Origin of the sequence: Blastococcus sp. URHD0036 (genome assembly GCF_000701365.1) — a bacterium.
GTDB lineage: Bacteria > Actinomycetota > Actinomycetes > Mycobacteriales > Geodermatophilaceae > Trujillonella.
On sequence record NZ_JNIK01000003.1, the window covers coordinates 140,434 to 161,378 of the forward strand.

General features: G+C 75.3%; 23 protein-coding genes. 14 read left to right on the top strand and 9 right to left on the bottom strand.

The annotated features are described in order from the left end of the window. On the bottom strand, nt 1-903 hold the full coding sequence (locus N555_RS0103245; RefSeq protein ID WP_029430066.1) for an SDR family NAD(P)-dependent oxidoreductase: 903 nt from the start codon (nt 901-903) through the stop codon (nt 1-3). A gap of 10 nt (nt 904-913) precedes the next feature. Then, complete coding sequence (locus N555_RS0103250; protein WP_029430067.1) at nt 914-1,315, bottom strand: hypothetical protein; 402 nt, start codon at nt 1,313-1,315, stop codon at nt 914-916. 43 nt (nt 1,316-1,358) lie between these two features. On the opposite strand from N555_RS0103250, the gene N555_RS0103255 reads away from it, so the two are divergent. From N555_RS0103255 to N555_RS0103270, 4 genes are all read left to right on the top strand, one after another. After that, nucleotides 1,359-1,787 (top strand): DUF6157 family protein, encoded by a 429-nt coding sequence (locus N555_RS0103255; RefSeq protein ID WP_029430068.1) that lies wholly within the window; start codon nt 1,359-1,361, stop codon nt 1,785-1,787. 41 nt (nt 1,788-1,828) lie between these two features. Further along, a complete protein-coding gene (locus N555_RS0103260) occupies nt 1,829-2,098 on the top strand; it encodes a DUF2277 domain-containing protein (RefSeq protein ID WP_029430069.1) in 270 nt (89 codons plus the stop codon). Between the two features lie 81 nt (nt 2,099-2,179). Continuing rightward, on the top strand, nt 2,180-2,716 hold the full coding sequence (locus N555_RS0103265; RefSeq protein WP_029430070.1) for a hypothetical protein: 537 nt from the start codon (nt 2,180-2,182) through the stop codon (nt 2,714-2,716). A 25-nt stretch (nt 2,717-2,741) separates the two neighbouring features. Next, nucleotides 2,742-3,245, top strand: a complete 504-nt coding sequence (locus N555_RS0103270) for a PGPGW domain-containing protein (protein WP_029430071.1) — start codon at nt 2,742-2,744, stop codon at nt 3,243-3,245. A 45-nt stretch (nt 3,246-3,290) separates the two neighbouring features. Here the strand turns inward: N555_RS0103270 and map are convergent, their stop codons facing one another. Further along, entirely contained in the window at nt 3,291-4,073 is a 783-nt protein-coding gene (gene map / locus N555_RS0103275; protein WP_231502579.1) for a type I methionyl aminopeptidase, read from the bottom strand. 161 nt (nt 4,074-4,234) lie between these two features. Here map and N555_RS0103280 point away from each other — a divergent pair, with 161 nt between their 5' ends. The 5 genes from N555_RS0103280 to N555_RS0103300 all read left to right on the top strand — a co-directional run bounded on the left by N555_RS0103280 (nt 4,235) and on the right by N555_RS0103300 (nt 6,886). Then, nucleotides 4,235-4,768 (top strand): DUF6328 family protein, encoded by a 534-nt coding sequence (locus N555_RS0103280; protein ID WP_197028891.1) that lies wholly within the window; start codon nt 4,235-4,237, stop codon nt 4,766-4,768. A gap of 163 nt (nt 4,769-4,931) precedes the next feature. After that, nucleotides 4,932-5,615 (top strand): ATP-binding cassette domain-containing protein, encoded by a 684-nt coding sequence (locus tag N555_RS0103285; protein WP_051683672.1) that lies wholly within the window; start codon nt 4,932-4,934, stop codon nt 5,613-5,615. Nucleotides 5,616-5,659: 44 nt separating this feature from the next. After that, nucleotides 5,660-6,100, top strand: coding sequence for a GNAT family N-acetyltransferase (locus N555_RS0103290; protein WP_034508669.1), 441 nt, complete (start codon nt 5,660-5,662; stop codon nt 6,098-6,100). A 31-nt stretch (nt 6,101-6,131) separates the two neighbouring features. Then, on the top strand, nt 6,132-6,437 hold the full coding sequence (locus tag N555_RS0103295; RefSeq protein WP_029430076.1) for a hypothetical protein: 306 nt from the start codon (nt 6,132-6,134) through the stop codon (nt 6,435-6,437). Between the two features lie 32 nt (nt 6,438-6,469). Then, nucleotides 6,470-6,886: a MarR family winged helix-turn-helix transcriptional regulator gene (locus N555_RS0103300; RefSeq protein WP_029430077.1), complete on the top strand. Its 417-nt coding sequence runs from the start codon at nt 6,470-6,472 to the stop codon at nt 6,884-6,886. Between the two features lie 3 nt (nt 6,887-6,889). Here N555_RS0103300 and N555_RS0103305 read toward each other — a convergent pair whose 3' ends face one another. Then, entirely contained in the window at nt 6,890-7,516 is a 627-nt protein-coding gene (locus N555_RS0103305) for a DM13 domain-containing protein (RefSeq protein WP_231502580.1), read from the bottom strand. On the opposite strand from N555_RS0103305, the gene N555_RS0103310 reads away from it, so the two are divergent. Together N555_RS0103310 and N555_RS0103315 are read left to right on the top strand one after the other, a co-directional pair. Then, nucleotides 7,503-7,886, top strand: coding sequence for a PaaI family thioesterase (locus tag N555_RS0103310; RefSeq protein ID WP_029430079.1), 384 nt, complete (start codon nt 7,503-7,505; stop codon nt 7,884-7,886). The two genes, N555_RS0103305 and N555_RS0103310, sit on opposite strands and share 14 nt — an antisense overlap. A gap of 65 nt (nt 7,887-7,951) precedes the next feature. Next, nucleotides 7,952-8,233, top strand: coding sequence for a DUF427 domain-containing protein (locus N555_RS0103315; protein ID WP_029430080.1), 282 nt, complete (start codon nt 7,952-7,954; stop codon nt 8,231-8,233). Nucleotides 8,234-8,238: 5 nt separating this feature from the next. Here the strand turns inward: N555_RS0103315 and N555_RS0103320 are convergent, their stop codons facing one another. After that, nucleotides 8,239-8,661, bottom strand: coding sequence for a hypothetical protein (locus tag N555_RS0103320; protein WP_029430081.1), 423 nt, complete (start codon nt 8,659-8,661; stop codon nt 8,239-8,241). A gap of 109 nt (nt 8,662-8,770) precedes the next feature. Here N555_RS0103320 and N555_RS0103325 point away from each other — a divergent pair, with 109 nt between their 5' ends. Then, nucleotides 8,771-9,235, top strand: a complete 465-nt coding sequence (locus N555_RS0103325; protein ID WP_051683674.1) for a GtrA family protein — start codon at nt 8,771-8,773, stop codon at nt 9,233-9,235. Nucleotides 9,236-9,302: 67 nt separating this feature from the next. On the opposite strand, the gene N555_RS0103330 is transcribed toward N555_RS0103325, so the two are convergent. Together N555_RS0103330 and N555_RS0103335 are read right to left on the bottom strand one after the other, a co-directional pair. After that, entirely contained in the window at nt 9,303-10,274 is a 972-nt protein-coding gene (locus N555_RS0103330; RefSeq protein ID WP_029430083.1) for a hypothetical protein, read from the bottom strand. 122 nt (nt 10,275-10,396) lie between these two features. Continuing rightward, a complete protein-coding gene (locus N555_RS0103335) occupies nt 10,397-11,137 on the bottom strand; it encodes a TetR/AcrR family transcriptional regulator (protein WP_029430084.1) in 741 nt (246 codons plus the stop codon). A 94-nt stretch (nt 11,138-11,231) separates the two neighbouring features. Between N555_RS0103335 and N555_RS0103340 the strand changes: the two genes are divergently transcribed. Continuing rightward, complete coding sequence (locus N555_RS0103340) at nt 11,232-13,445, top strand: MMPL family transporter (protein ID WP_029430085.1); 2,214 nt, start codon at nt 11,232-11,234, stop codon at nt 13,443-13,445. Between the two features lie 46 nt (nt 13,446-13,491). Here the strand turns inward: N555_RS0103340 and N555_RS27745 are convergent, their stop codons facing one another. Next, nucleotides 13,492-13,638, bottom strand: a complete 147-nt coding sequence (locus tag N555_RS27745) for a hypothetical protein (RefSeq protein ID WP_156036135.1) — start codon at nt 13,636-13,638, stop codon at nt 13,492-13,494. Between the two features lie 122 nt (nt 13,639-13,760). Beyond that, entirely contained in the window at nt 13,761-14,222 is a 462-nt protein-coding gene (locus tag N555_RS0103350) for an NUDIX hydrolase (RefSeq protein ID WP_029430086.1), read from the bottom strand. Between the two features lie 458 nt (nt 14,223-14,680). On the opposite strand from N555_RS0103350, the gene N555_RS0103355 reads away from it, so the two are divergent. Beyond that, on the top strand, nt 14,681-20,914 hold the full coding sequence (locus N555_RS0103355; RefSeq protein ID WP_081865953.1) for a DUF4011 domain-containing protein: 6,234 nt from the start codon (nt 14,681-14,683) through the stop codon (nt 20,912-20,914). Nucleotides 20,915-20,945: the final 31 nt, after the last annotated feature.

Sequence of the window (20,945 nt, forward strand, 5' to 3'; positions counted from 1 at the left end):
TCAGAAGCCGCGCCAGCGACCGTCGGTGGCGTTGGCGCGGGGCTGGGAGCGGAGCACGTTGCCCTCGGTCGGCCCCCGCTCGTCGTCCGACGCCAGAGCGAACACCCGCAGCAGCGGACCCACCAGGGCGTCGTACACCGCGGGGAACAGCCGGAAGCCGGCGACCACCACCGGGTTGGCGATCCCCGACTGCACGAGCCGGCGGGGCCGCTCCAGGCGGGCCAGCACCGCGCGCGCCACCCGGTCGGCGGAGTAGACCGGGATGGGCGGGCGGCCGGCCCGGCCGGCGTAGGTGGCGCCCTGGTAGTAGATCGGGGTGTTCACGCCGCCCGGCGAGACCGCGGAGACGTGCACGCCGGGCAGGTCCCGGGTCTCCTGCTGCAGCGTGCGGACCAGGCCGAGCTGGCCCCACTTGGCCGCCACGTAGCTGCCCATCAGCGGAGCGGTCACCTCGGCCAGCAGCGAGCTGATGACGATCAGGTGCCCGGCCCGCTGCTCGCGGAAGACCGGCAGGACGGTGCGGGCGAGGTTGGCGGTGCCGTGCAGCGCGGTGTCGACGACGGCCTCGTAGATCTCCCCCGGCACGTCCTCGACCCGCCCGTAGGCCATGACCTGGGCGGCGTGCACGACGACGTCCAGCCGGCCGAAGCGTGCGACCGCCGTCTGCACCGCGTTCTCCACCGCGTCGGCGTCGGTGACGTCGGCCGGGCAGACCAGCACCTGCGCGGCGCCGGCCTCCCGCGCCTCGCGGGCGGTCTCCTCCAGCGCCTCGCGGCCCCGTGCGACGAGGAGCAGGGAGCTGCCGCGGCGGGCGAACCGCTGGACGGTTGCGCGGCCGATGCCGCTGGAGGCTCCGGTGACGAGCACGGACAGGGGTGCGGTGCGGTCCGCGGGGCCGGTCATGGGTCGTGCCCTACCCGGTCGTGGACGTCTCACTCGGCAGCACCCCGAGCAACCAGCCCGGCCCGGCGACCCCGGCGTCCGCCGGCAGCCGGGCGCGCAGCCCCCGGTCGGCGGTGACCACCAGCAGCGGCTCCGCGGCCGCCCGGGCGTACTCGGCCAGGGCGTCGTCCCCGCTCCCGGTCGCCCGGACCAGCCGTACGCCGGGCGGTTCGGCGACCCCGCGCGCCGCCCCCTCGACGACGGCGACCACGGCGGTGCAGGGCAGCGGTGCACCGTCCGGTCCGGCCAGCGTGCACCCGGGCAGGCCGGCGAACCGGGCCAGCAGCCGTGCCGTCGCGCCGGCCCGGTCGCGCCACCACCCGTCGGGCCGCGAGCCGAGCACGTTGGCGACGTCGACCAGCAGCACCGTCACCACACCCTCCGATCCGTCGTCCCCTGCCCCTACCCTCCCCGGCGTGGAGAAGGTGGACTACACGGACACGTTCATCGCGGTCGCCGAGGACTGCCCGGCCGAGGCCGGCACGGTGCCCCCGGACACGGCGAAGCCGTCGGTCGCCGCGGTGACCCACCGGCTGCTGGCCGTCCGGCCGTACGAGCTCACCTCGGCAGACGTCCTCTTCACCGTCCACGCGGAGCGGCACGGCATCCCCGAGGAGGAGCGCCCCGCCGCCCGGCAGGCGTTCTTCGCGAAGGACCAGGCCTGCCTGCGGGCATCGCCGCTCGGCAAGCGGTACGGCTGGGGCCTGCACGCCGACGCCGAGGGGCGGCTGGCGCTGGTCGGCCGGGAGACCCCGGAATACGCCGAGTTCGCCGGCGGGCGGGTCCCGGACGCGGGGACGCCGGTCACCGTGGTCCGGGCGATGCGCAGCAGCCGGGCGCGCTGACCCCCTGCCGTTCGTCGGACGGCGCTCCTAGAGTCCGCGGCATGTGCCGCAACATCCGCCCGCTGTCGAACTTCGCGCCTCCCGCGACCGACGAGGAGGTCGCGGCGGCCGCGCTGCAGTACGTCCGCAAGATCAGCGGGACGACGAAGCCCGCGCGGGTCAACGCCGAGGCCTTCGACCGCGCCGTGGCGGAGGTGGCCGAGGCCTCCGCGCGACTGCTGGAGGCGCTGGTCAGCACCGCACCGCCGAAGGACCGGGAGGTCGAGGCGGCCAAGGCGAAGGCCCGGGCCGCGATCCGCTACGGCACCTGAGGCATTGATCGGTTGCGCGCAACGGGCGTGAGCGCGGGGCCCGGCGGGTAGGTGGAGGGCTCCCCACTCTTGGAGTTCCCCATGGCGCGCAACACGCTCTCCCGCTCCCTGCACGACCTCGGACTGGCTGCCTGGTTCGGCGGCACGCTCGCCAACGCCGTCGCCCTGAACCCAGCTGCGGGCGAGGCCGGTGGCGGCAGCACCGGCGCCGTCGCCAACGCCGGCTGGAACCGCTGGACCCCGGTCAACGCCGCCGCCATCGGCGCCCACATCGTCGGCAGCGTGGGCCAGCTGGCCGGCAACAACGGCCGGGTCGCCCAGCAGCAGGGCGTGGCCGGCATGTCGGTGCTCAAGACCGCCCTGACCGTCGCCGCGCTCGGCGTCACCGCCTACAGCCGCGGCCTCGGTCAGATCGTGAACAGCGGCGGCGCGAGCCCCGCGAGGTCCGGCACCAAGCCCAGCAAGCGCACGCGCGCCGACGTCGCCGCGGCCCAGGAACAGCTCGACCGGCTGCAGTGGGTGATCCCGGCTCTGACCGGCGCGCTCGTGGCCGTGAGCTCCTACGCCGGCGAGCAGCAGCGGCCCAGCGAGGTCGCGCGCGGCATCGCCGCCCGCTGACCGCACCACCACGGGGAGGAACTCCATGACCCACAGCACCGACACCCGCGCCGTCACGTTCTCCGGCAACACGGCGGACGAGCACGTCTCCCACCAGGGCCGGGGCGCGAGCGTCTGCCCCGACTGCTCCGACGGCCTGGGCAAGCCGCGGCCGGTGGAGCCCGGTTCGTTCCGCGACAAGCTGCAGCGCAACCGGCCGGCGTACCTGGCCTGGCGGATCGGCGTCTTCGTCGCCGGCCTGCTCTTCGTGCTGCTGGGCATCGCGCTGTCCGCGCTGCCCGGTCCGCTGACGATCCCGCCGGTCCTGCTGGGCCTGTGGGTCTGGTCGACGGAGTTCGACTGGGCCCGGCGGCTGTTCGCCACGTTCCGTCGCAAGGCGTCCGACGCGTGGAAGCACGCCAAGCAGCACCCGGTGAGCTCGACGGTCGTGACCGTCGGCGGCCTCGTGCTGGCCGGCGTCGCCTTCTGGGCGGTCGGGCACTTCCACCTGGTCGCCGAGGCCAAGAGCGCGCTCGGCATCGGCAGCTGACGTCGGAGTGCGGGAGTGCAGGATTCCTGCACTCCCGCCCTCCGGTCAGACGGTGGTGAGGACCACCGGGCCGTCGTCGGTCACCGCGACGGTGTGCTCGACGTGCGCGGCCCGCCGGCCGTCGGCCGTGACCACCGCCCAGCCGTCCTTCTTGTGCTTGTAGCGCTCCTCGCCGGCGAGCAGCATCGGCTCGATCGCCAGCGTGCTGCCCGCCTGGAGCCGCACCCGGTCCAGCCCCGTCATCGGCTTGTTCGGCACGAACGGCGGCTCGTGCATCGACCGGCCGATCCCGTGGCCCCCGTGGTCGGGCAGGTGGGCGAACCCGTACCTGCGGGCCACCGAGTCGATCGCCGTCGCCACGTCGAGCAGCGTCGCCCCGGGGACCGACGCGGCGATGCCCGCGGCCAGTGCCTCCTCCGTGGCCCGGACCAGCCGTGCGTCGTCCTCACTCGTCTGCTCGCCCACCAGCAGCGTGATCGCCGCGTCGCCGTTCCAGCCGTCGACGATCGCGCCGCAGTCGATGCTCAGCACGTCGCCCTCGTGCAGCCGCCGGCCGCTGGGCCGGCCGTGCACGACGACCTCGTTGGGCGACAGGCACAGCGCGCCGTTGTAGGCGGTCGGGGCCCACGCCGGCTTGTAGCCCAGGAACGACGACGTGGCGCCGGCCTCGCGGATGCAGGTCTGCGCCAGGTCGTCGAGGTCGCGCAGCTTCACGCCCGGGACGGTCGCCGCACGCACCGCCGCCAGGGTCTCGGCGACCACCCGGCCGGCGTCGCGCATGGCGTCCAGCTCGAGGGTCGTGCGCGGGGGCAGGGTCGTCGTCTCCACGCTCCCACGGTACGAGGCGGGTGCAGTCGCCCCCGGAGGGATGGACCGCGGTGGACGTCCCAGGGTCCGGCGTCCGGAACGGTGAGTCGGCGCCGGATAGCGGGCATAAACCGGCCCCGGACCGGTGGCGGCCGCGGGAACGGGGACGGAGAGGAGTGGCGATGACGGCGACGGACACCGGACGCGGGACCCAGGACCGGGACGGCGGGGGCCACGACGACAGCCCCGCCGGGCGGGACGAGAGCCGTGCCGAGCGGATCGACCGCGAGCTCATGGAACTGCTCAACGAGCTGCGGGTCGCGCTCCCCGGCGTCCAGTTCCTCTTCGCGTTCCTGCTCGTCGTGCCGTTCCAGCAGGGCGGGTCGCGGATGACCGACTTCCAGCGCGACGTCTACTTCGTGACCCTCATGGCCGCCGTCGTGGCCACCGCCCTGCTGATCGCCCCGGCCGCGCAGCACCGGGCACTGTTCCGCCAGCACGACAAGGAGGGCCTGCTGCGGCGGAGCAACCGCAACGCGTTCCTCGGGCTGACCGTGCTGGCGCTGGCCCTCGCGTCCGCCGTCCTGCTCGTTACTGACGTGCTCTTCAGCCTGCCGCAGGCGGTCGTCGCCGCGGCCGTCGTCGCGGTCCTGGTCGGCTGGATGTGGATCGGCAGCCCGATCGTGCAGCGCATGCGCGACGGGCGCGGCCGCTAGCCCGCCACCGCGATGCGGGTGTTCCGCTCCCGTTGCGGGTCCTGCAGGACCGCCAGAGGACGAGGAACACCCGCACAGGGAGCCGCGACCGATGAGTCCGCTCCTCCCCGGGCGTCTGCCTGTCGAACCCGGGGCGCGGCCGGGCGCACCCCGGAGGTGGCTGGTGGCGGTGGACGTCCCGGAGCCGGCCGTCGAGGTCGAACGACTCGTCGTGGTCGTCGACGGCGTCCGGGTCCTCGACGGGCTGGAGCTGCACGTCCCGGCCGGCCGCATCCACGCCGTCTGCGGACCCGGCGGGGCCGGGAAGACGACGCTGCTCCGGGTCCTGTCGACCCTGCTCGTGCCCACCAGCGGGACGGCGCGGGTGCTCGGCGCCGACGTCGTCACCCAGGCCGCCGAGGTGCGTTCCCGCGTGGGCAGCACCGGGCGCTCGGCCGGGTTCGACCCGCAGGTGAGCGGCGGCGCGAACCTGCTGCAGCTCGCCCGGCTGCTCGGCTACTCGCGGCCGGCGGCCCTGCAGCGCACCCACCAGCTGCTCGCTGGGTTCGGGCTCTCCGACGCGGCCGGCCGGTCGATGGCCACGTACACGCCGGCCATGCGCCGGCGCCTCGACCTGGCCGCCAGCATCGTCGTCCGCCCCGACCTGGTGCTCCTCGACGAGCCGACGCAGGACCTGGACCCGCACTGCCGGGCCGAGGTGTCGGCGGTGCTGCGCGCCCTCGTCCGCGCCGGGACGACGGTGCTGCTCGCCACCCGGGACCCCGACGAGGCCTGCCGCCTCGCCGACCGCGTGTCGGTCCTGGTGGCCGGTCGCGTCGTCGTCGAGGGGACGCCGGCCGCCCGGTGACGGCCGGACGGCCGGGCCCGTAGGAGGTGGGCTACAACGGGACGGTGTCGACTCCCCTGCTCCGCACCGCCCGTTTCGCCGAGCTGACCCCGTTCGAGGTCTACGCGCTCTGCCGGCTGCGGGTCGACGTCTTCGTCGTCGAGCAGGAGTGCCCCTACCCCGAGCTCGACGGGCGGGACGTCGAGCCGGCCACGCTGCACCTGTGGGCCGAGGTCGACGGTGCGGTGGCGGCGACCATCCGGGTGCTGGACGACGGCGCGACGCGGGCGATCGGCCGGGTGGCAACCGCCGCGGGGCACCGCGGCGCCGGCCTGGCCGCGCAACTGATCGAGGCAGGCATCGAGCTGTGCGACGGGTTCCCCATCACGCTGGGGGCCCAGGCCCACCTCGAGGGCTGGTACGAGCGCTTCGGCTTCCGGCGCAGCGGCCCCGGCTACGACGAGGACGGCATCCCGCACGTCCCGATGCGCCGCGAGCCTGCCTGACCACCGGCCCGGTCGCGGGCACCATCCGCCCGTGAACGCTGCCGAGCTGCTGCACGCCGCCGCCGACCGGCTGGAACTCCTCGCCGCCCGGACGACGCCCGGCGACTGGCGGCTCACCGGACTCCTGGCCAGCCGGCCCGAGGTCGTGGCCCTCCGCCCGGACGGCAGCACCGAGCACGTCGCCGAGGCCCGCGCCGCCTCCGGCGCCTGGATCGCCGCCCTCTCCCCCGCCGTGGCGGCGCCGCTCGCGGCCGCGCTCCGGGCCGCCGCCGAGGAGCCGGCCGGCACCGCACACCTCACTGACCTGGCCCGACTCCTCCTCGCGCGGCTCCCTTAGACGTCGAACCCTGAGACGTCTAAGCTCGGACCGTGAGTCCACAGCCCGTCTCCGACCTGCTGTTCCGGACGGCGAAGGCACTGGCGCGGGCCCTGGACGACGCACTCGTCGCCGCCGGGGGCAGCACCTCGACCTGGCAGGTGCTGCGCGCCGTCCGCACCGCCGAGTCGGGCAGCCAGGCCGAGCTGGCCGACGTCGTGGGGGTCCGACAGCCCACGCTCACCCACCACCTCGACGGGCTGGAGCGGGCCGGGCTGGTGACGAGATGGCGGGACCCGGACAACCGGCGCGTGCAGCGGGTGCTGCTGACCGCGGCCGGGGAGGACCTCTTCGTCCGGCTCCGCCGCGCCGCCGCGGCGTTCGAGGGCGCACTGACCGCCGACCTCGAGGACGGCGACGTGGCGACGCTGCGCCGGCTGCTGGGGGTCCTGGCCGACGGCGGCGCCTAGGCCTCAGGCCGCGACGGGGGCCAGGTCCGCGGCGCCGAACGCGGCGTCGAACCGGTCGCACCAGATGACGACGCTGGTGAACGCGACGGCGTCCACACCCGGAGGGACGACGTAGTTCTGGTCGCCGACGTTGCCCTTGAGCGCGCCGAGGTCGACGAACTCGTCGTCGAAGGCCGCCTCGGTGCCGTCGGCCGGGTTCTGCGACAGGTACACGTACAGCGCCGGCCCGTTCGAGGTCTCGAACCCCTCCAGCCGCACGATCACCTGCCCGTCGGGCAGTTGCACGACGCGGGCGGTGCCGACCGTGTCGTGCTCGCGGGAGACGAAGCTCCCGGTGGCCAGGTCGACCGGCTCCGCGGGCGCGGCGGGCGCGGACGGCGCGGACGACGCCGTGGCCGGCACGCTGACCGAGGGCAGCGCCTCGGACACCTCGTCGTCGATGAACAGCTTCTGCGGCTGGAACCAGACCAGCACGAAGGCCGCCAGCGCTCCGACCACGAGCGCCGCTGTCAGCCACAGCCAGGTCCTCCGCCGCATCGCCACGGCCGCGCACCCTAGAGCGGTCGGCGACCCCTCGGGCGAGTTCGCGACGCGGTAGCCGGGGTAGGGCCCGCCGATGGCGAACGACACGACGCCCGGCGGCTTCGCCGGCTCGCTGGGCATCCGGGTGGACGACACCGACGACGGCGGCGCCCGGCTGACCCTCGAGGTCACCGGCGAGCACCTCAACCCGGCCGGCACCCTGCACGGCGGCGTGCTCGCCACCCTCGTCGACACCGCGATGGGGCAGGCCGTGCGCACGGTCAGCTGCGAGGGCGACGTCCCGGCGACCAGCCAGCTGACGGTGACCTACCTGCGGCCCGGGAAGCCGGGGACGGTGTCGGTGCGCGCCTCGGTCCGCACCCGGGGCGAGCACCTCACCGTCTGCGAGGCCGACGTGGAGCAGGACGGCACGGCGATCGCCCACGCCGTCGCCACGTTCGCCCTGCTGCACTCCTGACGCCGGCGGGCGGCCCTCCTGAGCGGGCCGCGGCGCGACGCCGCCGACTGGGGGACGATCGGTCCATGACCACCGCCACCTGGAACGGAACCGTCATCGCCGAGTCCGACGACATCGTCACCGTCGAGGGCAACGCCTACTTCCCGCGCGCCTCGGTCCGGGATGACGTGCTGCGCCCCTCGGGCACCCACACCACCTGCCCCTGGAAGGGCGAGGCGTCCTACTTCACCCTCGAGGTCGACGGTCAGACCAACGCCGACGCGGCGTGGTTCTACCCGGAGCCGAAGCCGGCCGCGGCGGAGATCACCGACCGCGTCGCCTTCTGGAAGGGCGTCGAGGTCCGCTAGCGCAGTCAGTTCGGGCGGGACCCGGCGAGGTCGCGGGCAGAGGCCGCCGCCGCCGGGTCCAGCGTCCGCGACCGCTCCTGCCGCTCGATCAGCCCGTGGTAGGCCGCCCAGGCCTCCGCCGGCGGGACGTCGAGAGCCGCCGCGATCTGCTCCCAGGTGGCGCCACCGCGCAGCGCCGCCCGGAAGCCGACCAGCTGGCTGTCGTGGGCCTTGCGCGCGATCACCTCGCCGAGCGCGAGCAGCTCGAGGGACTCGGGGACGTCGAGCGTGGTCTCGGCGTCCCGGAAGGAGCTCCAGTCGTCGGGATCGTCGCTGGCGACGGTGTTCAGGGTCGTGGCCCCGCTGTCGCGACGGCTGAGGAAGTCCAGGCGGGTGGCGGCGGTGGTGAGGGAGAACTCCCGCTCGAGTTCCTCGGGGGTGATGTGCATGGCCTCCACCATGCCCCGGCGTCCCGTCCCGCGGCGACCCGGAGGGCATGCGACAGCGGACACGCTGACCGGGCACGACCCTCCGTCGTCACCTCCTAGGCTGCGCGGCGTGCCGAGCTCCCGGAGGTCGCTCCCCCGGCTTCCGGGCGCCGGGCGCCGGCTGATCCGCGAGCTGTCGGCGTTTGGCGTGGTCGGCGGGATCTGCTTCGTCCTCGACCTGCTGCTGTTCCAGCTGCTGTACGCGCAGGCCGGTGTGCCACCGGTCGCGGCCAAGGCGATCGCCACGCTCGGCTCGTCCACCGTCGCCTTCGCCGGCCACCGGCTCGTCACCTACCGCCGCCGGCCGCGCACCTCGGTCCGCCGCGGCTATCCCCTGTTCGCGCTGGTCAACGGGACGACGCTGCTGCTGGGGCTCGGCATCATCGCGTTCGTGCGGTACGTGCTCGGCCAGGAGGACGCACTGGTCCTGCAGGCCGCGAACGTCTTCTCGATCGCACTCGGGACCGCGCTGCGCTTCGTGGCCTACCGCCGATGGGTGTTCCCCGAGACGGCGGCCGGAGCCGTTCCGCGGTAGACCCGCAGACGGCGGGAGGCCCGCACCCCGGTGCGGGGTGCGGGCCTCCGGGCGGGAGAGCGGGGCGTCAGCTCTCGACGCCCACGGCCTCCTTGGCCACCGCGGCCAGGGCGACCTGGGCCGCGCTGACGACGCTCGACCGGTTCTTGTGCGTCTCCTCGTACCGGATCACGACGTTGATGTCGTGCGGCGAGCGGAGCGCCTTGGCGGCCTTCGCCGCGTCGGCGGTCGCGAGCGAGTCGAAGCCCTTGATCGGGAGCTCGTCGGCGGTGACGTCGCCGAGCTCCTCGCGGGCGGCTTTGGCGGCGTCGGCCGCGTCGCGGTTGCCCTCGCGACGGGCGATCCGCTCGGCGCGGCGCAGCGCGGCGGCCCGGCCGACGGTCAGCGTCTCACGGACGGCACCGGTGAACGAGCTGGCCTTGCCGGCCACCTCGCCCAGCTTGTCGCCGGCCTCGTCACGCACCTGCTGGGCGCTGTCGAACACCTCGTTGACCCGGTTGGCGACGAACCGCACCGGGGCGTTGGCGGCGCGGGCGGCCGTTCCGGCGACGCGCTGCAGCGGGGTCGGCACCAGGGCGGCGGGGCCGCCCAGGGCCTCCTCGGCCAGGACCACGGTCAGCCACTCGACGGTGGCCTTGTGCGCCGTGATCAGCCGCTCGGCCAGGTGCTCGACCCGCGGCAGCTCGGCCTTGGCGGCCAGCACCTTGACGTAGGTGGCGCGGTCGAGCAGCTGGTGCTCGAGCTGCAGGTCGGTCAGCAGGGCCTCCTCCAGCGGAGCGGACTGCTCGAAGGTGGCCTTGAGGACGGCGGAGAGCCGGCCCAGCGCCGGGGTGACGACGTCGGGGACGCCACCCAGCGCGCGCAGCTGCTCGGTGATGAGGCGGGTCCGCTCGGCAGCGTGGTCGGCGTTCTGCACCAGCTCACGCCGCACGGCGTCGGTGCGCGCCTGCGACACGCGGGTGCGGGCGACCTGCTCCTCGGTCTGCGTGAGCAGCACGAGGGCGCGGAGCTGGTTGACGATCTTGGTGTTGTCGGTCATAGGGGAACTCCAGACATCGGGGATGACCTGACGTCTCGTGGGTGCCCCTCCCACGCCGAGCGCTAACTTCTGCAAGCGGATTGCTAGCAGTGACGTCGGCCACGTCGGGTCGACATGTCGACTCAGGACGGCGCCGCAGCGTCCGCGATGCCCAGCTGGCGGGCCACCCGGCGCAGCTCCGACTCGAACATCGGCTCAGGGTCGTCCAGCGCGAACCGCAGGTGCCCGAAGACCTCCATGCAGACCATGCCGTAGAGGGTGATCCAGCAGGACAGGAACACCGACATGACGCCGAGCGGCAGCGCGACGGGCAGCTTCGCGCACCAGGTCTGCAGCTGCCGGCGCAGTTCCGGCGTCAGCTCGTCCTCCCCCGGCACCGGGAACGGCTGCTCCACGTAGATCTGCGCCATCAGGGCGGCGAAGACGCCGCCGAACCGCCGGCCGGCCAGCTCGGCGGGACCTTCCCCCGCCTCGTCGGGCACGACCCCTTGGGCGGCGCTGCCGAACAGCAGGCCGAACTCGACGCGGTGGGTGATGGCCCAGTGCCGGAACGCACGGGCGGCGGCCAGCAGCTGCACGCCCGGACGGGCGGGGACGACGGCGTCCCGGGCGGCCTCGAGGTGGTCGCTGAGCTCGTCGTAGAGATCGGCGACCAGCTGCTCGACGAGGTCCTCGCGGCTGGGGAAGTAGCGGTAGAGCGCGGGAGCGGACAGGCCCATCTCGCGCGCGATGGCCCGGAGCGCCAGACCGTCCGGTCCCGACGCGACGAGCACCTGGCGGGCGGTCGCCCGGATCTCGCGGAGAGTGTCGGCCCGGGCCCGCTCGCGCCGGGTGCCGGCCTCGGGGGGCATGTGGTCGGACATCAGACCCCCTTGACGCAAGTGAACGGTGTATGCAGAGTTATCGGCGTTAGCTAACGCTGTTCACTCACTCTACCGGCCGCTCCGGGAGGACACCGTGTTCGAGACCCTCGGCCGAGTGATGTACCGGCGCCGCCGGGCCGTCGTCGTCCTCGCCCTGCTGTTCCTCGTGGTGGCCGGTGTCTGGGGGACCGGGGTCTTCGGCAAGCTGACCGGCGCCGGGTTCGAGGACCCCGGCAGCGAGAGCTCGCAGGCCGCCGACGTGGCCGAGCAGGAGCTGGGTCGCGACGCCGCGGACGTCGTCGTCCTCTACCGGAGCGACGCGCTGACCGTCGACGACCCGGCCTTCCGCACCGCGGTCGAGGACTCCCTCGCCGACCTCCCGCAGGACCTGCTCGCCCGGACCACGACCTACTGGGGCACCGGCGCCGACGCGCTGGTCAGCGACGACCGGCAGGGCACTTACGCCGTCCTCCAGCTCGCCGACGGGACCGAGGACGACGAGGCCGTCGCCGCGATCGAGGACGACCTCGCGGCGGACGGCCTGACCACCTCCCTGGGCGGGGACGCGGTGGTCAACCGGGACATCACCGAGCGCGTAGGCGCCGACATTGCGCGCGCGGAGACCATCTCGCTGCCGGTGCTGGCGGTGCTGCTGGTGGTCATCTTCGGCAGCCTCGCCGCGGCCGCCCTCCCCCTGGCCATCGGCGGGACGGCGATCCTCGGCGCCTTCACCGCCCTGCACGTGGTCAGCGGCTTCACCGACGTCTCGGTGTTCGCCGTCAACGTCGTCACGATCCTCGGCCTGGGCCTGGCCATCGACTACGGCCTGTTCGTCGTCAGCCGGTTCCGCGAGGAGATGGCCCGGCAGCCGACCGTCGAGGACGCCGTCGCCAGGACGATGGCGACGGCCGGCCGGACGGTCGCCGTCTCGGGCGCCACGGTCGCGATCTCCCTCGCCGGGCTGATCATCTTCCCGCAGGTGTTCCTGCGCTCCATGGGCTTCGGCGGGATGAGCGCCGTCCTGGTCGCGATGCTGGCCGCACTGACCCTGCTGCCGGCCCTGCTCGGGATGCTCGGCCCGCGGGTCGAGGCGCTGTCGGTCCGCCCGTTCCTGCGCCGGCTGACCCGCCGTCCACCGCCGGTGCCCGGCGCGGTCGTCGCCGACGAGCGCGGCACCTGGTACCGGGTCGCACGCAGCGTCATGCGCCGGCCGCTGGTCTACGCCGTCGCGGTGGTCACGCTGCTCCTGGTGCTGGCGCTGCCCTTCCTCCGTGTGCAGTTCGGCGCCATCGACGTCCGCGTGCTGGCGGCGGGCACCGAGAGCCGGGTGGTCTCCGAGACGCTCGACGCCGACTTCCCGGCCGGTCCCGACACCCCGATCACGGCGATCGTCTCGCTCCCCGACCCGGTCGACTCCCCCGCCGGGGAGGCCGCGCTCCAGGAGTACGTGGCCGCGGTGGCGGCGGTCCCCGGGGTGGACGGCGCCACGGTCACCGGCGCCGAGGGCGACACGGCGCGGGTCGCGGTCGCCTACGGCGGCGACCCGGTCGACGCCGACGCCCGCGCGCTGGTCGAGGCCGTCCGGGACGTGCCGGTGCCCGACGGCGGCACGGCGCTGATCGGCGGTCAGAGCGCGGTCATGACCGACCTGCTGGACAGCCTCGCCTCGCTGCTGCCGTGGATGGCCCTGCTGGTGGTCAGCACGACCCTGGTGCTGCTCTTCCTCGCGTTCGGCTCGGTGGTGCTGCCGGTCAAGGCCGTGCTCATGAACGTGCTGTCCCTCGGCGCCTCGTTCGGGGCGCTCGTGTGGATCTTCCAGGAGGGCCACCTCTCGGGGTTCCTGGACTTCACGCCCACCGGCTTCGTCGAGGCGACCCAGCCGATCCTGGTCCTGGCCATCGTCTTCGGCCTGTCCATGGACTACGAGGTCTTCCTGATGTCCCGGATCCGGGAGCAGTACGACCTCACCGGCGACAACACCGCCGCCGTCGCCACGGGGCTGCAGCGCACCGGCGGGATCATCACCAGCGCGGCGCTGCTGCTCGTCGTGGTGATCGCCGCGTTCTCGCTGTCGGGGATCACGTTCATCAAGATGATCGGCGTCGCGATGCTCATCGCGATCCTCGTCGACGCGACGGTGGTCCGGCTGCTGCTGGTGCCGGCCACGATGCGGCTGCTGGGTGCGGCCAACTGGTGGGCGCCGCGACCGCTGCGCCGGGTCTACGCCCGGTACGGCATCCGCGAGGGCAACGGCGCGGGCCCGCCGGCCCCGGAGCCGGCTCCTCCCGCGCTCGCGCCCGTCCCCTGACGGCTCCGTCCGGACGCGCCGCTGCCCGGGCGCGCCCGGCCGGGGGTCAGCGGGTGCGCGCCGGTGCGGGGACGGCGGGCTTGCGGCGGGTCTCCAGCCGGAGGACGGGCTGGGTCAGGGAGAGCAGCTCGACGCCGCAGGAGGTGCAGTAGGCGCCACGCTGGTCGTGGGTGCCGCAGGTGGGGCAGGACACGGGGTCTCCTCCGCTCGGGAGTCCGTCGGGACTCGGCCGCGAACCATGACACGCCCGCCGGCCCGCGCCGTATCGGGTGGGACCCGTGGGACGACTCGTCGACGAACCGTCATCCAGGGCCGTCAGCCCGCGAGCAGCGCCGCCAGCCGGTCGAGGAACGGCACCTGCCCCTTCACCAGCTTGACCCGTGCCGCGGCGAGGTCGAACCAGGCGGCCCGGTCGATCTCCGGGAACTCCTGCATCCGCCCGGACCGGGGCGGCCACTCCAGGGAGAAGGTGTTGCTGCGGCAGGCGGTCGCGTCGAGGTCGCCCTCCACGGTCCACACCGCGAGCACCTTGCCGGAGGCGCGGAGCTCGCCGAGCGGCACGAGGTCCCCCGCCGGCACCGGGCTGCCCAGTTCCTCGGCGAACTCCCGCCGCGCCGCGGCCTCGGGATCCTCCTCCGCGGCGTACTCCCCCTTGGGGATCGACCAGGCGCCGTCGTCCTTGCGCGCCCAGAACGGCCCGCCCATGTGGCCCAGCAGCACCTCGGCGCCGGCCGGCCCGCGCCGGTGCAGCAGGATCCCCGCACTCCGCCTCGGCACGCCGTCAGCCTGACACGGCGGCCAGCGGCCGGCGGTCAGCGGTCAGCGGTCAGCCGGTCCGGGCGCCGCTCCGGGTGGGGCGCGTCCAGCTGGAGCGCACGCGGACGATGGTCGCGGCGCGCGCCCGGTCGCAGGCGGCGCAGCGTCGGGTGGGCGTGCAGGTCGGGCAGGACATCACGGCCTCCGGGAAGTGGGGTGCCGCAGACCGTGGCAGCGCCCCGCCCGCTCCCCGGCGGCCGACGCGCGGGTGGGACCAGACGTCATCTGCGCGACATCCGCCGCTCGCCTGCGCCGACGACCGTCGCCCGTGCGCAGATCGGCAGGGCGCGCCCCGTGCTGCACCGGTGGAGGTCAACGGGACGCATCTCACCGTCACGCCGGTTTCCTCCGTCACAGCCGTCCCACCCTCGGTCGTGGCCTGACCGGACCGGTCCGTCCGGACCGGTAGACAGGACGCCATGAGCACCACTCCGGTCCGCCCGGCACCCGCCGCCGGGAGCGCGCGGCCGAGCGTGGCGATCACGGCGACGAGCACGCCGGTGCTGTCCTACGCGCTGGCGCACAACCGGGTGCCGGTGGTGTCCCGGCTGACGCTGACCAACCACGGGGGCCCCGCACGGGCGGCCACCGTCCGCCTGCAGGTGCTCGACGCCGAGGGGCCGATCGGGAGCGCGGTCGAGCGGCTGGTCGACCTGGACGCCGGCCGGACGACGGTGCTCGGCGACGTCGGCCTGGTGATGGACCCCGCCGCGATGCTGCAGATCGAGGAGCAGCGCCCCGGTTCCATCGAGATCGACGTCCTGGTCGACGGCGAGGACGTCGGCGGGACCGCGCTGCCCGTGCAGGTCCTCGCCGCCAGCCAGTGGCTGGCCACCCCCGCGCCGCTGGCCCTGGAGATGCTCGCCGCCCACGTGCTGCCCAACCACCCGGCGGTCGGCCACCTCCTCGACGAGGCCGCGGCGCTGCTGGCCGAGCGCACCGGCGACCCGTCGGTGCAGGGCTACCAGGCCGGCCCCGAGCGGGTCGACCAGATCGTCTCCGCCCTCGCCGACGCGATGGCCGCTCGGGACATCCGCTACAGCGAGCCCCCCGCCAGCTGGGCCGACGTCGGCCAGAAGGTCCGCTCCCCCGGCGACGTCCTCGACGGGCGGGTCGGCACCTGCCTGGACACCGTGGTGGTGCTGGCCGCGGCGCTGGAGCACGCCGGCATCCGGCCGCTGCTGTGGATCGCCGAGGGGCATTCGTTCCTCGGCTACTGGCGCGAGGAGCGCAGCGCGGAGAGCGCCGCCACCACGGACGTCGCGCCGCTGGTCAACCTCGTGGACCTGGGCTACGTCCGGCTCGTGGAGACCACGCTGCTCACCCACCGCGGCGACGGGACCCCGGCCCGCACCGCCGAGGAGCTGCACTCCGCCGCCTACGCGGCCTGGCTGACCGGCGGACCGGGCCGGGGCCCCGAGGGGCTGGACCGGATCGTCGGCGTGACCGACGTGTACCGGGCCCGGCGGGACGGGATCATCCCGCTCCCCGCCCGCACCCGGGGCACCGACGGCACGGTGCACGTCATCGAGTACCGGCCGCCGGTGCACGGCGCCGCTCCCCGGCCGGCCGGCACGAGCGGGGGCGACGACCGGCCGGCCCGCCGGCACGGCCGGCCCGAGGCCCCGGCGCGGGTGCAGCAGTGGAAGAACGCGCTGCTCGACCTCTCCCTGCGCAACCGGCTGATCAACTACACGGAGCGGTCCGGACTGCCGCTGACCGTGCCGGCCGGGGCCCTGGCCGCGCTGGAGGACCTGCTCACCGGCGGCACCGCCGTCTCCCTCGTCCCCTCCGACCGGCTCGCCGCCGTGCACCGGGAGCGCGGCGCGGCCAGCGCCCGCGAGCTGCCCGAGGAGCTGCTGGCCGAGACGCTGACCGAGCGCAGGACCGTGCACGCCGAGGTCACCGAGGGGGGCTACCTCCCCCGGCTGCGCGGGCTGGCCTACAAGGCCAAGACCCTGCGCGAGGAGACCGGCGCCAACAACCTGTACCTCGCCCTGGGCAGCCTGGTGTGGGAGCTGGACGGCCGGCCGCTGCGCTCCCCGCTGGTCCTGGTCCCGGTGGTGCTCACTGCCGCCTCGCGCGGCGGCGGCTACCGGCTGACCCTCGACGACACCGGCACCAGCACGCCCAACTACTGCCTGCTGGAGAAGCTGCGCCAGGTGCACGGCCTGGTCGTGCCCGGCCTGGCCGAGCCGGAGGGCGACGGCGCCGGCATCGCGCTGGACCGCGCGCTCGACGCGATGCGGACGGCGCTGGCCGACGCCGGGCTCCCCCACCGAGTCGAGCCGACCGCCGACGTCGCGGTCCTGCAGTTCGCCAAGTACCGGCTGTGGCGCGACCTGGACGAGCACTGGGCCGACTTCGCCGAGAACCCGCTGGTCTCCCACCTGCTGCACGAGCCGACCGAGGCGTTCGCCGACCCGGCGCCCGACACCGCCGGCGGGGTCGACCTGGACGAGCTGGCCGCGCGGTGCCCCGTCCCGGCCGACGCCTCCCAGCTGCGCGCGATCGCCGAGGCCGGCGCCGGCCGCACCTTCGTGCTGGAGGGCCCGCCCGGGACCGGCAAGTCGCAGACCATCACGAACCTCCTCACCCGAGCCGTGGCCGACGGCAAGCGGGTGCTGTTCGTGGCCGAGAAGCGGGCCGCGCTCGACGTGGTGGCCCGCCGGCTCGACGCCGTGGGCATGGGGCCGTTCGCGCTCGACCTGCACGACAAGGGCAGCAAGCCCGCCGGCGTCCGGGCGCAGGTGAAGGCGGCGCTGGAGCACGCCGTCGCCGTCGACCAGCAGGGACTGCGCGCCGACGCCGACGACCTGCACGCCGCCCGCCGCACGCTGGCCCGGTACGCCGAGCGGCTGCACGCGCCCAACGCCGCCGGGCTGTCGGCCTACTCGGCCCGGACGGCGCTGCTGGCCGTCGACGACGACACCCCGGTGCTGCCCGTCCCGGCGCCGGTCGTCGCGGCCGCGGCCGACGCCGACCTCGCCGCCGTCCGGCACGCCCTGGCGCTGCTGCCCGACGTCGCGGACCTGACCCGGCCCTCTCCCAAGCACGCGTGGGCGTTCGTCGACACCCCGGCGGTCGACCTGCTCGCCGCCCAGCAGGCCGCGGCGGCCGTCGACGCCGCGATCCGCGCGCTGCCCGCCGAGGAGCACCTGGCCCGCGCGCTGCGGGAGGTGTGCTCGCCGGCCGACCTCGACGGGCTGGCCCACCTGCTCTCCGGGCCCCCCACCACGCTGGACGTGCTCGACGAGGTCCCGACCGGCCGCTGGACGGCGGCGACCACGCAGGTGCTCGCCGAGGTCGCGGCCTTTGCCACGGGCGTGCACCCCGGCCTCGACGTCGCCACCCCCGAGGCGCTCGGGCTGCCGCTGGCCGACCTGTACGTGGAGGCCCAGACCGCCCAGGCCGCGACCTGGCTCGCCCGCCGGCGCGGCCTGGCCGCGGTCCGCGAGAAGCTGGCGCCGGTGCTCCGGCCGGACGTGAAGCTCCGGCTGCGCGACGTCCCCGACCTCGCCGCGGCGCTGTGGCGGCTGCAGAGCGCCGCGGCCCAGCTGGCCGCGCGGGCCGCGGTGATCCCCGGCCTGTCGGTGCCGCCGGACTGGAACCCCTTCCTGGCGCCGGACGTGCTCGAGGGTCAGGTCGCCTGGCTGCGCCGGTCCGGGACCCTGGTGGACGACGCCAGCGGTTTCGCGGTGCAGCTGCGCCGCTACGTCGTCGCCGGTCCGGGACCGGACGCCTCCGCCGCGGAGGCGGTCGTCCGGCTGCGGGACACCCTGACCACCCTGCTCTCCGTCTGCGGCAGCGACGCCCGCCGGCTGGCCGCCTGGTGCGGCGACGACGGCCTGGTCTTCCGCTGGACCATGACCCGGCCCGAGCGCGGGGTCGAGCACACCGGCCTCATGTCGCTGCGCCGCTGGGCGTCGTTCCTGGACACCCTCGAGCCGCTGCGCACGGTGGGCCTCACCGAGGCCCGGACCGTCCTGGTGCGGGGCGAGCTGCCCGCCGACGACGCGCTGCGCGCCTTCGAGCACGGGGTGGCGGTCACCTCGGTCGCCGAGCGCCGCGACGCCTCGGGTCTGGACACCTTCGACGCGCAGGCGCACGAGAAGGCGATCGGCCGGTTCGCCGCCGCCTCCCGCGCGGTCCGCCGTCACCTGACCGCGGCGCTGCCCGCCGGGCTGCTCGCCGCCCGCCCCTTCGACGCGCACTCCGGCGACGGCCGGGTGGGCGCGCTGCAGCGGGAGCTCGCGAAGTCGCGCCGGGGCCTCGGCGTGCGGGGTCTGCTCGAGAAGTACGCCGACCTGGTCACCGCCGTCACGCCCTGCGTCCTGGTCAGCCCCGACTCCGTGGCCCGCTTCTTCCCGGCCCGGGCCGGGCTGTTCGACCTCGTCGTCTTCGACGAGGCGTCGCAGATCCGGGTGGCGGACGCGGTCGGTGCCCTCGGGCGCGCCCGCGCCGCCGTCGTCGTCGGGGACAGCCGGCAGATGCCGCCCACCTCGTTCGCCGAGCCCGCCGGCGGGAGCGACGACGACCCGGCCGACCTGCTGGGCACGACGGTCGAGGACGAGGAGTCGATCCTCTCCGAGTGCGTGCAGGCCCGGGTGCCGCGGCAGTGGCTGTCCTGGCACTACCGCAGCCAGGACGAGTCGCTCATCGCCTTCAGCAACACCAACTACTACGAGAACCGGCTGTCGTCCTTCCCGGCGCCCACGCACGGGCGGGCCTCCGCGGAGCCGGACGGGCGGGGCGTCTCCCTGGTGCGGGTCGAGGGCACGTTCCACCGCTCCGGCGCGGGGCGGCTGCTGCGCACCAACCCCATGGAGGCCAAGGCCGTCGTCGCCGAGATCCGCCGGCGGTTCGACCTCTCGGCGGACGCCGTCCCCTCGATCGGCGTCGTCACGTTCAACGCCCAGCAGCGGGCCTACATCGAGGGGCTGCTCCGCGACGCCGACGACGACCGGCTGGCCGAGGCACTGGACCGCACCGACGGCGAGGGCCTGTTCGTCAAGAACCTGGAGAACGTGCAGGGCGACGAGCGTGACGTCGTCTTCTTCTCCACCGGGTTCAGCCCCGACGACCGCGGCGTGCTGCCGCTGAACTTCGGCCCGCTCAACCGGGTGGGCGGTGAGCGCCGGCTCAACGTCGCGATCACCCGCGCCCGCCGCCAGGTCGTCGTCTTCTCCTCGTTCGACCCCGCCCAGCTGCGTGCCGAGCAGACCTCGTCGGTGGGCGTGAAACACCTCCGGGCCTACCTCGACCTGGCCGCGACGGGCCCCGACGCCCTGCCGCGCGACGCCCGCCCGCTGACCACGCTCGACCGGCACCGCGAGGAGATCGCCGACGCGCTGCGCGGGCGCGGCCTGGACGTGCGTACCGACGTCGGCCTGTCGGAGTTCCGGATCGACCTGTCGGTCAGCGCACCGGAGGCACCCGACGCCCCGGTCGTGGCCGTGCTCCTCGACGGGCCGGCGTGGGCCCGGCGGCGGACGGTCGGCGACCGCGACGGCCTGCCCGTCGAGGTGCTCGGCGGGATGCTGCGGTGGCCGGCGGTGGAGCGCATCTGGCTGCCCTCCTGGCTGCGCGACCGCGAGGCGGTGCTCGACCGGCTGGTCGCCGTGACCCGGGCGGCCGCGCCGTCGCCGCTGACCTCCCCCGCGCCACCTGCTGACACCCCGCCGGCCGCGGAGCCGGCCTCGCCGAGCCTGCCGCCGGTGCGACCGGTCCTGGCCGTCGTCGACGACGCACCGGCCGCGCCGCCGGCCCCGCCTGCTCCGCCCTCGGCTCCGCCGATGGCCGTGCTGCGGTCCTCCGCCGCGCTGCCCTCCCCCGGGGTGGACCCCGGTCCCGCGCCGGTCCGCGCCGAGCTGACGGTGATCAGCTCCGAGCCGACGCCCCAGGTCGTACCCGAGCCCGAGCCCGAGGTCGTGCCCGAGGCCGAGGCCGCTCCGGCGCGGCCGGCCCGCCGGCCCGCCGCCCGCCGGGCGGAGGCCCCTGCGCTGGAGGGCGAGCAGCCCTTCACGGCGTGGACCCCGAAGCCGGCCGGGGAGCGCAAGGTGCTCGACCAGCTCGCCGACCCCCGCACCGCCCGCGCCGTCCGCCGGGTGCTGCTGGCCGGCGTGAAGGCCGAGGGCCCGGTGCACCGGGACCGGCTGACCCGCCTGGCGGCCGGCGCCTACGGGCTCTCCCGGGTGACCGAGGTCCGGCGCGACGCGCTGCTCGGGCTGCTGCCCCCGGAGACGCTGGCCGGCGAGGTCGTCTGGCCCGAGGGGCTGGACCGCGCGAGCTGGACGGCGTTCCGCCGCCAGGCCGCGGGCACCGACCGCCCGCTGGAGCACGTGGCCCCCGAGGAGATCGGCAACGCGATGGTGGCGCTGTGCCGGGCCGCGGCCGGCATGACGCGCGACGAGCTGGTCGTGCGCACCGCGGAGGTCTTCGGCTACCGCCGCCGCACCCCGTCGCTGACCCCGCTCCTCGACCGTGCGCTGGACCTCGCGCTGACCGCCGGTCGCCTGGTCCGCACCGACGACGGCACGCTCGTCGCCTCCCCGGCGCCGGGCACCGACTGCCCCACCCCGGACGCTCGTGCTCTGCCCACTCCCACGGGGCAGAGCACAGGGACGCCGGGAGACGTGTCCCCCGCCCGGTGACGAGCGCCGGCCGGGTGCTCGGCGAGGATGA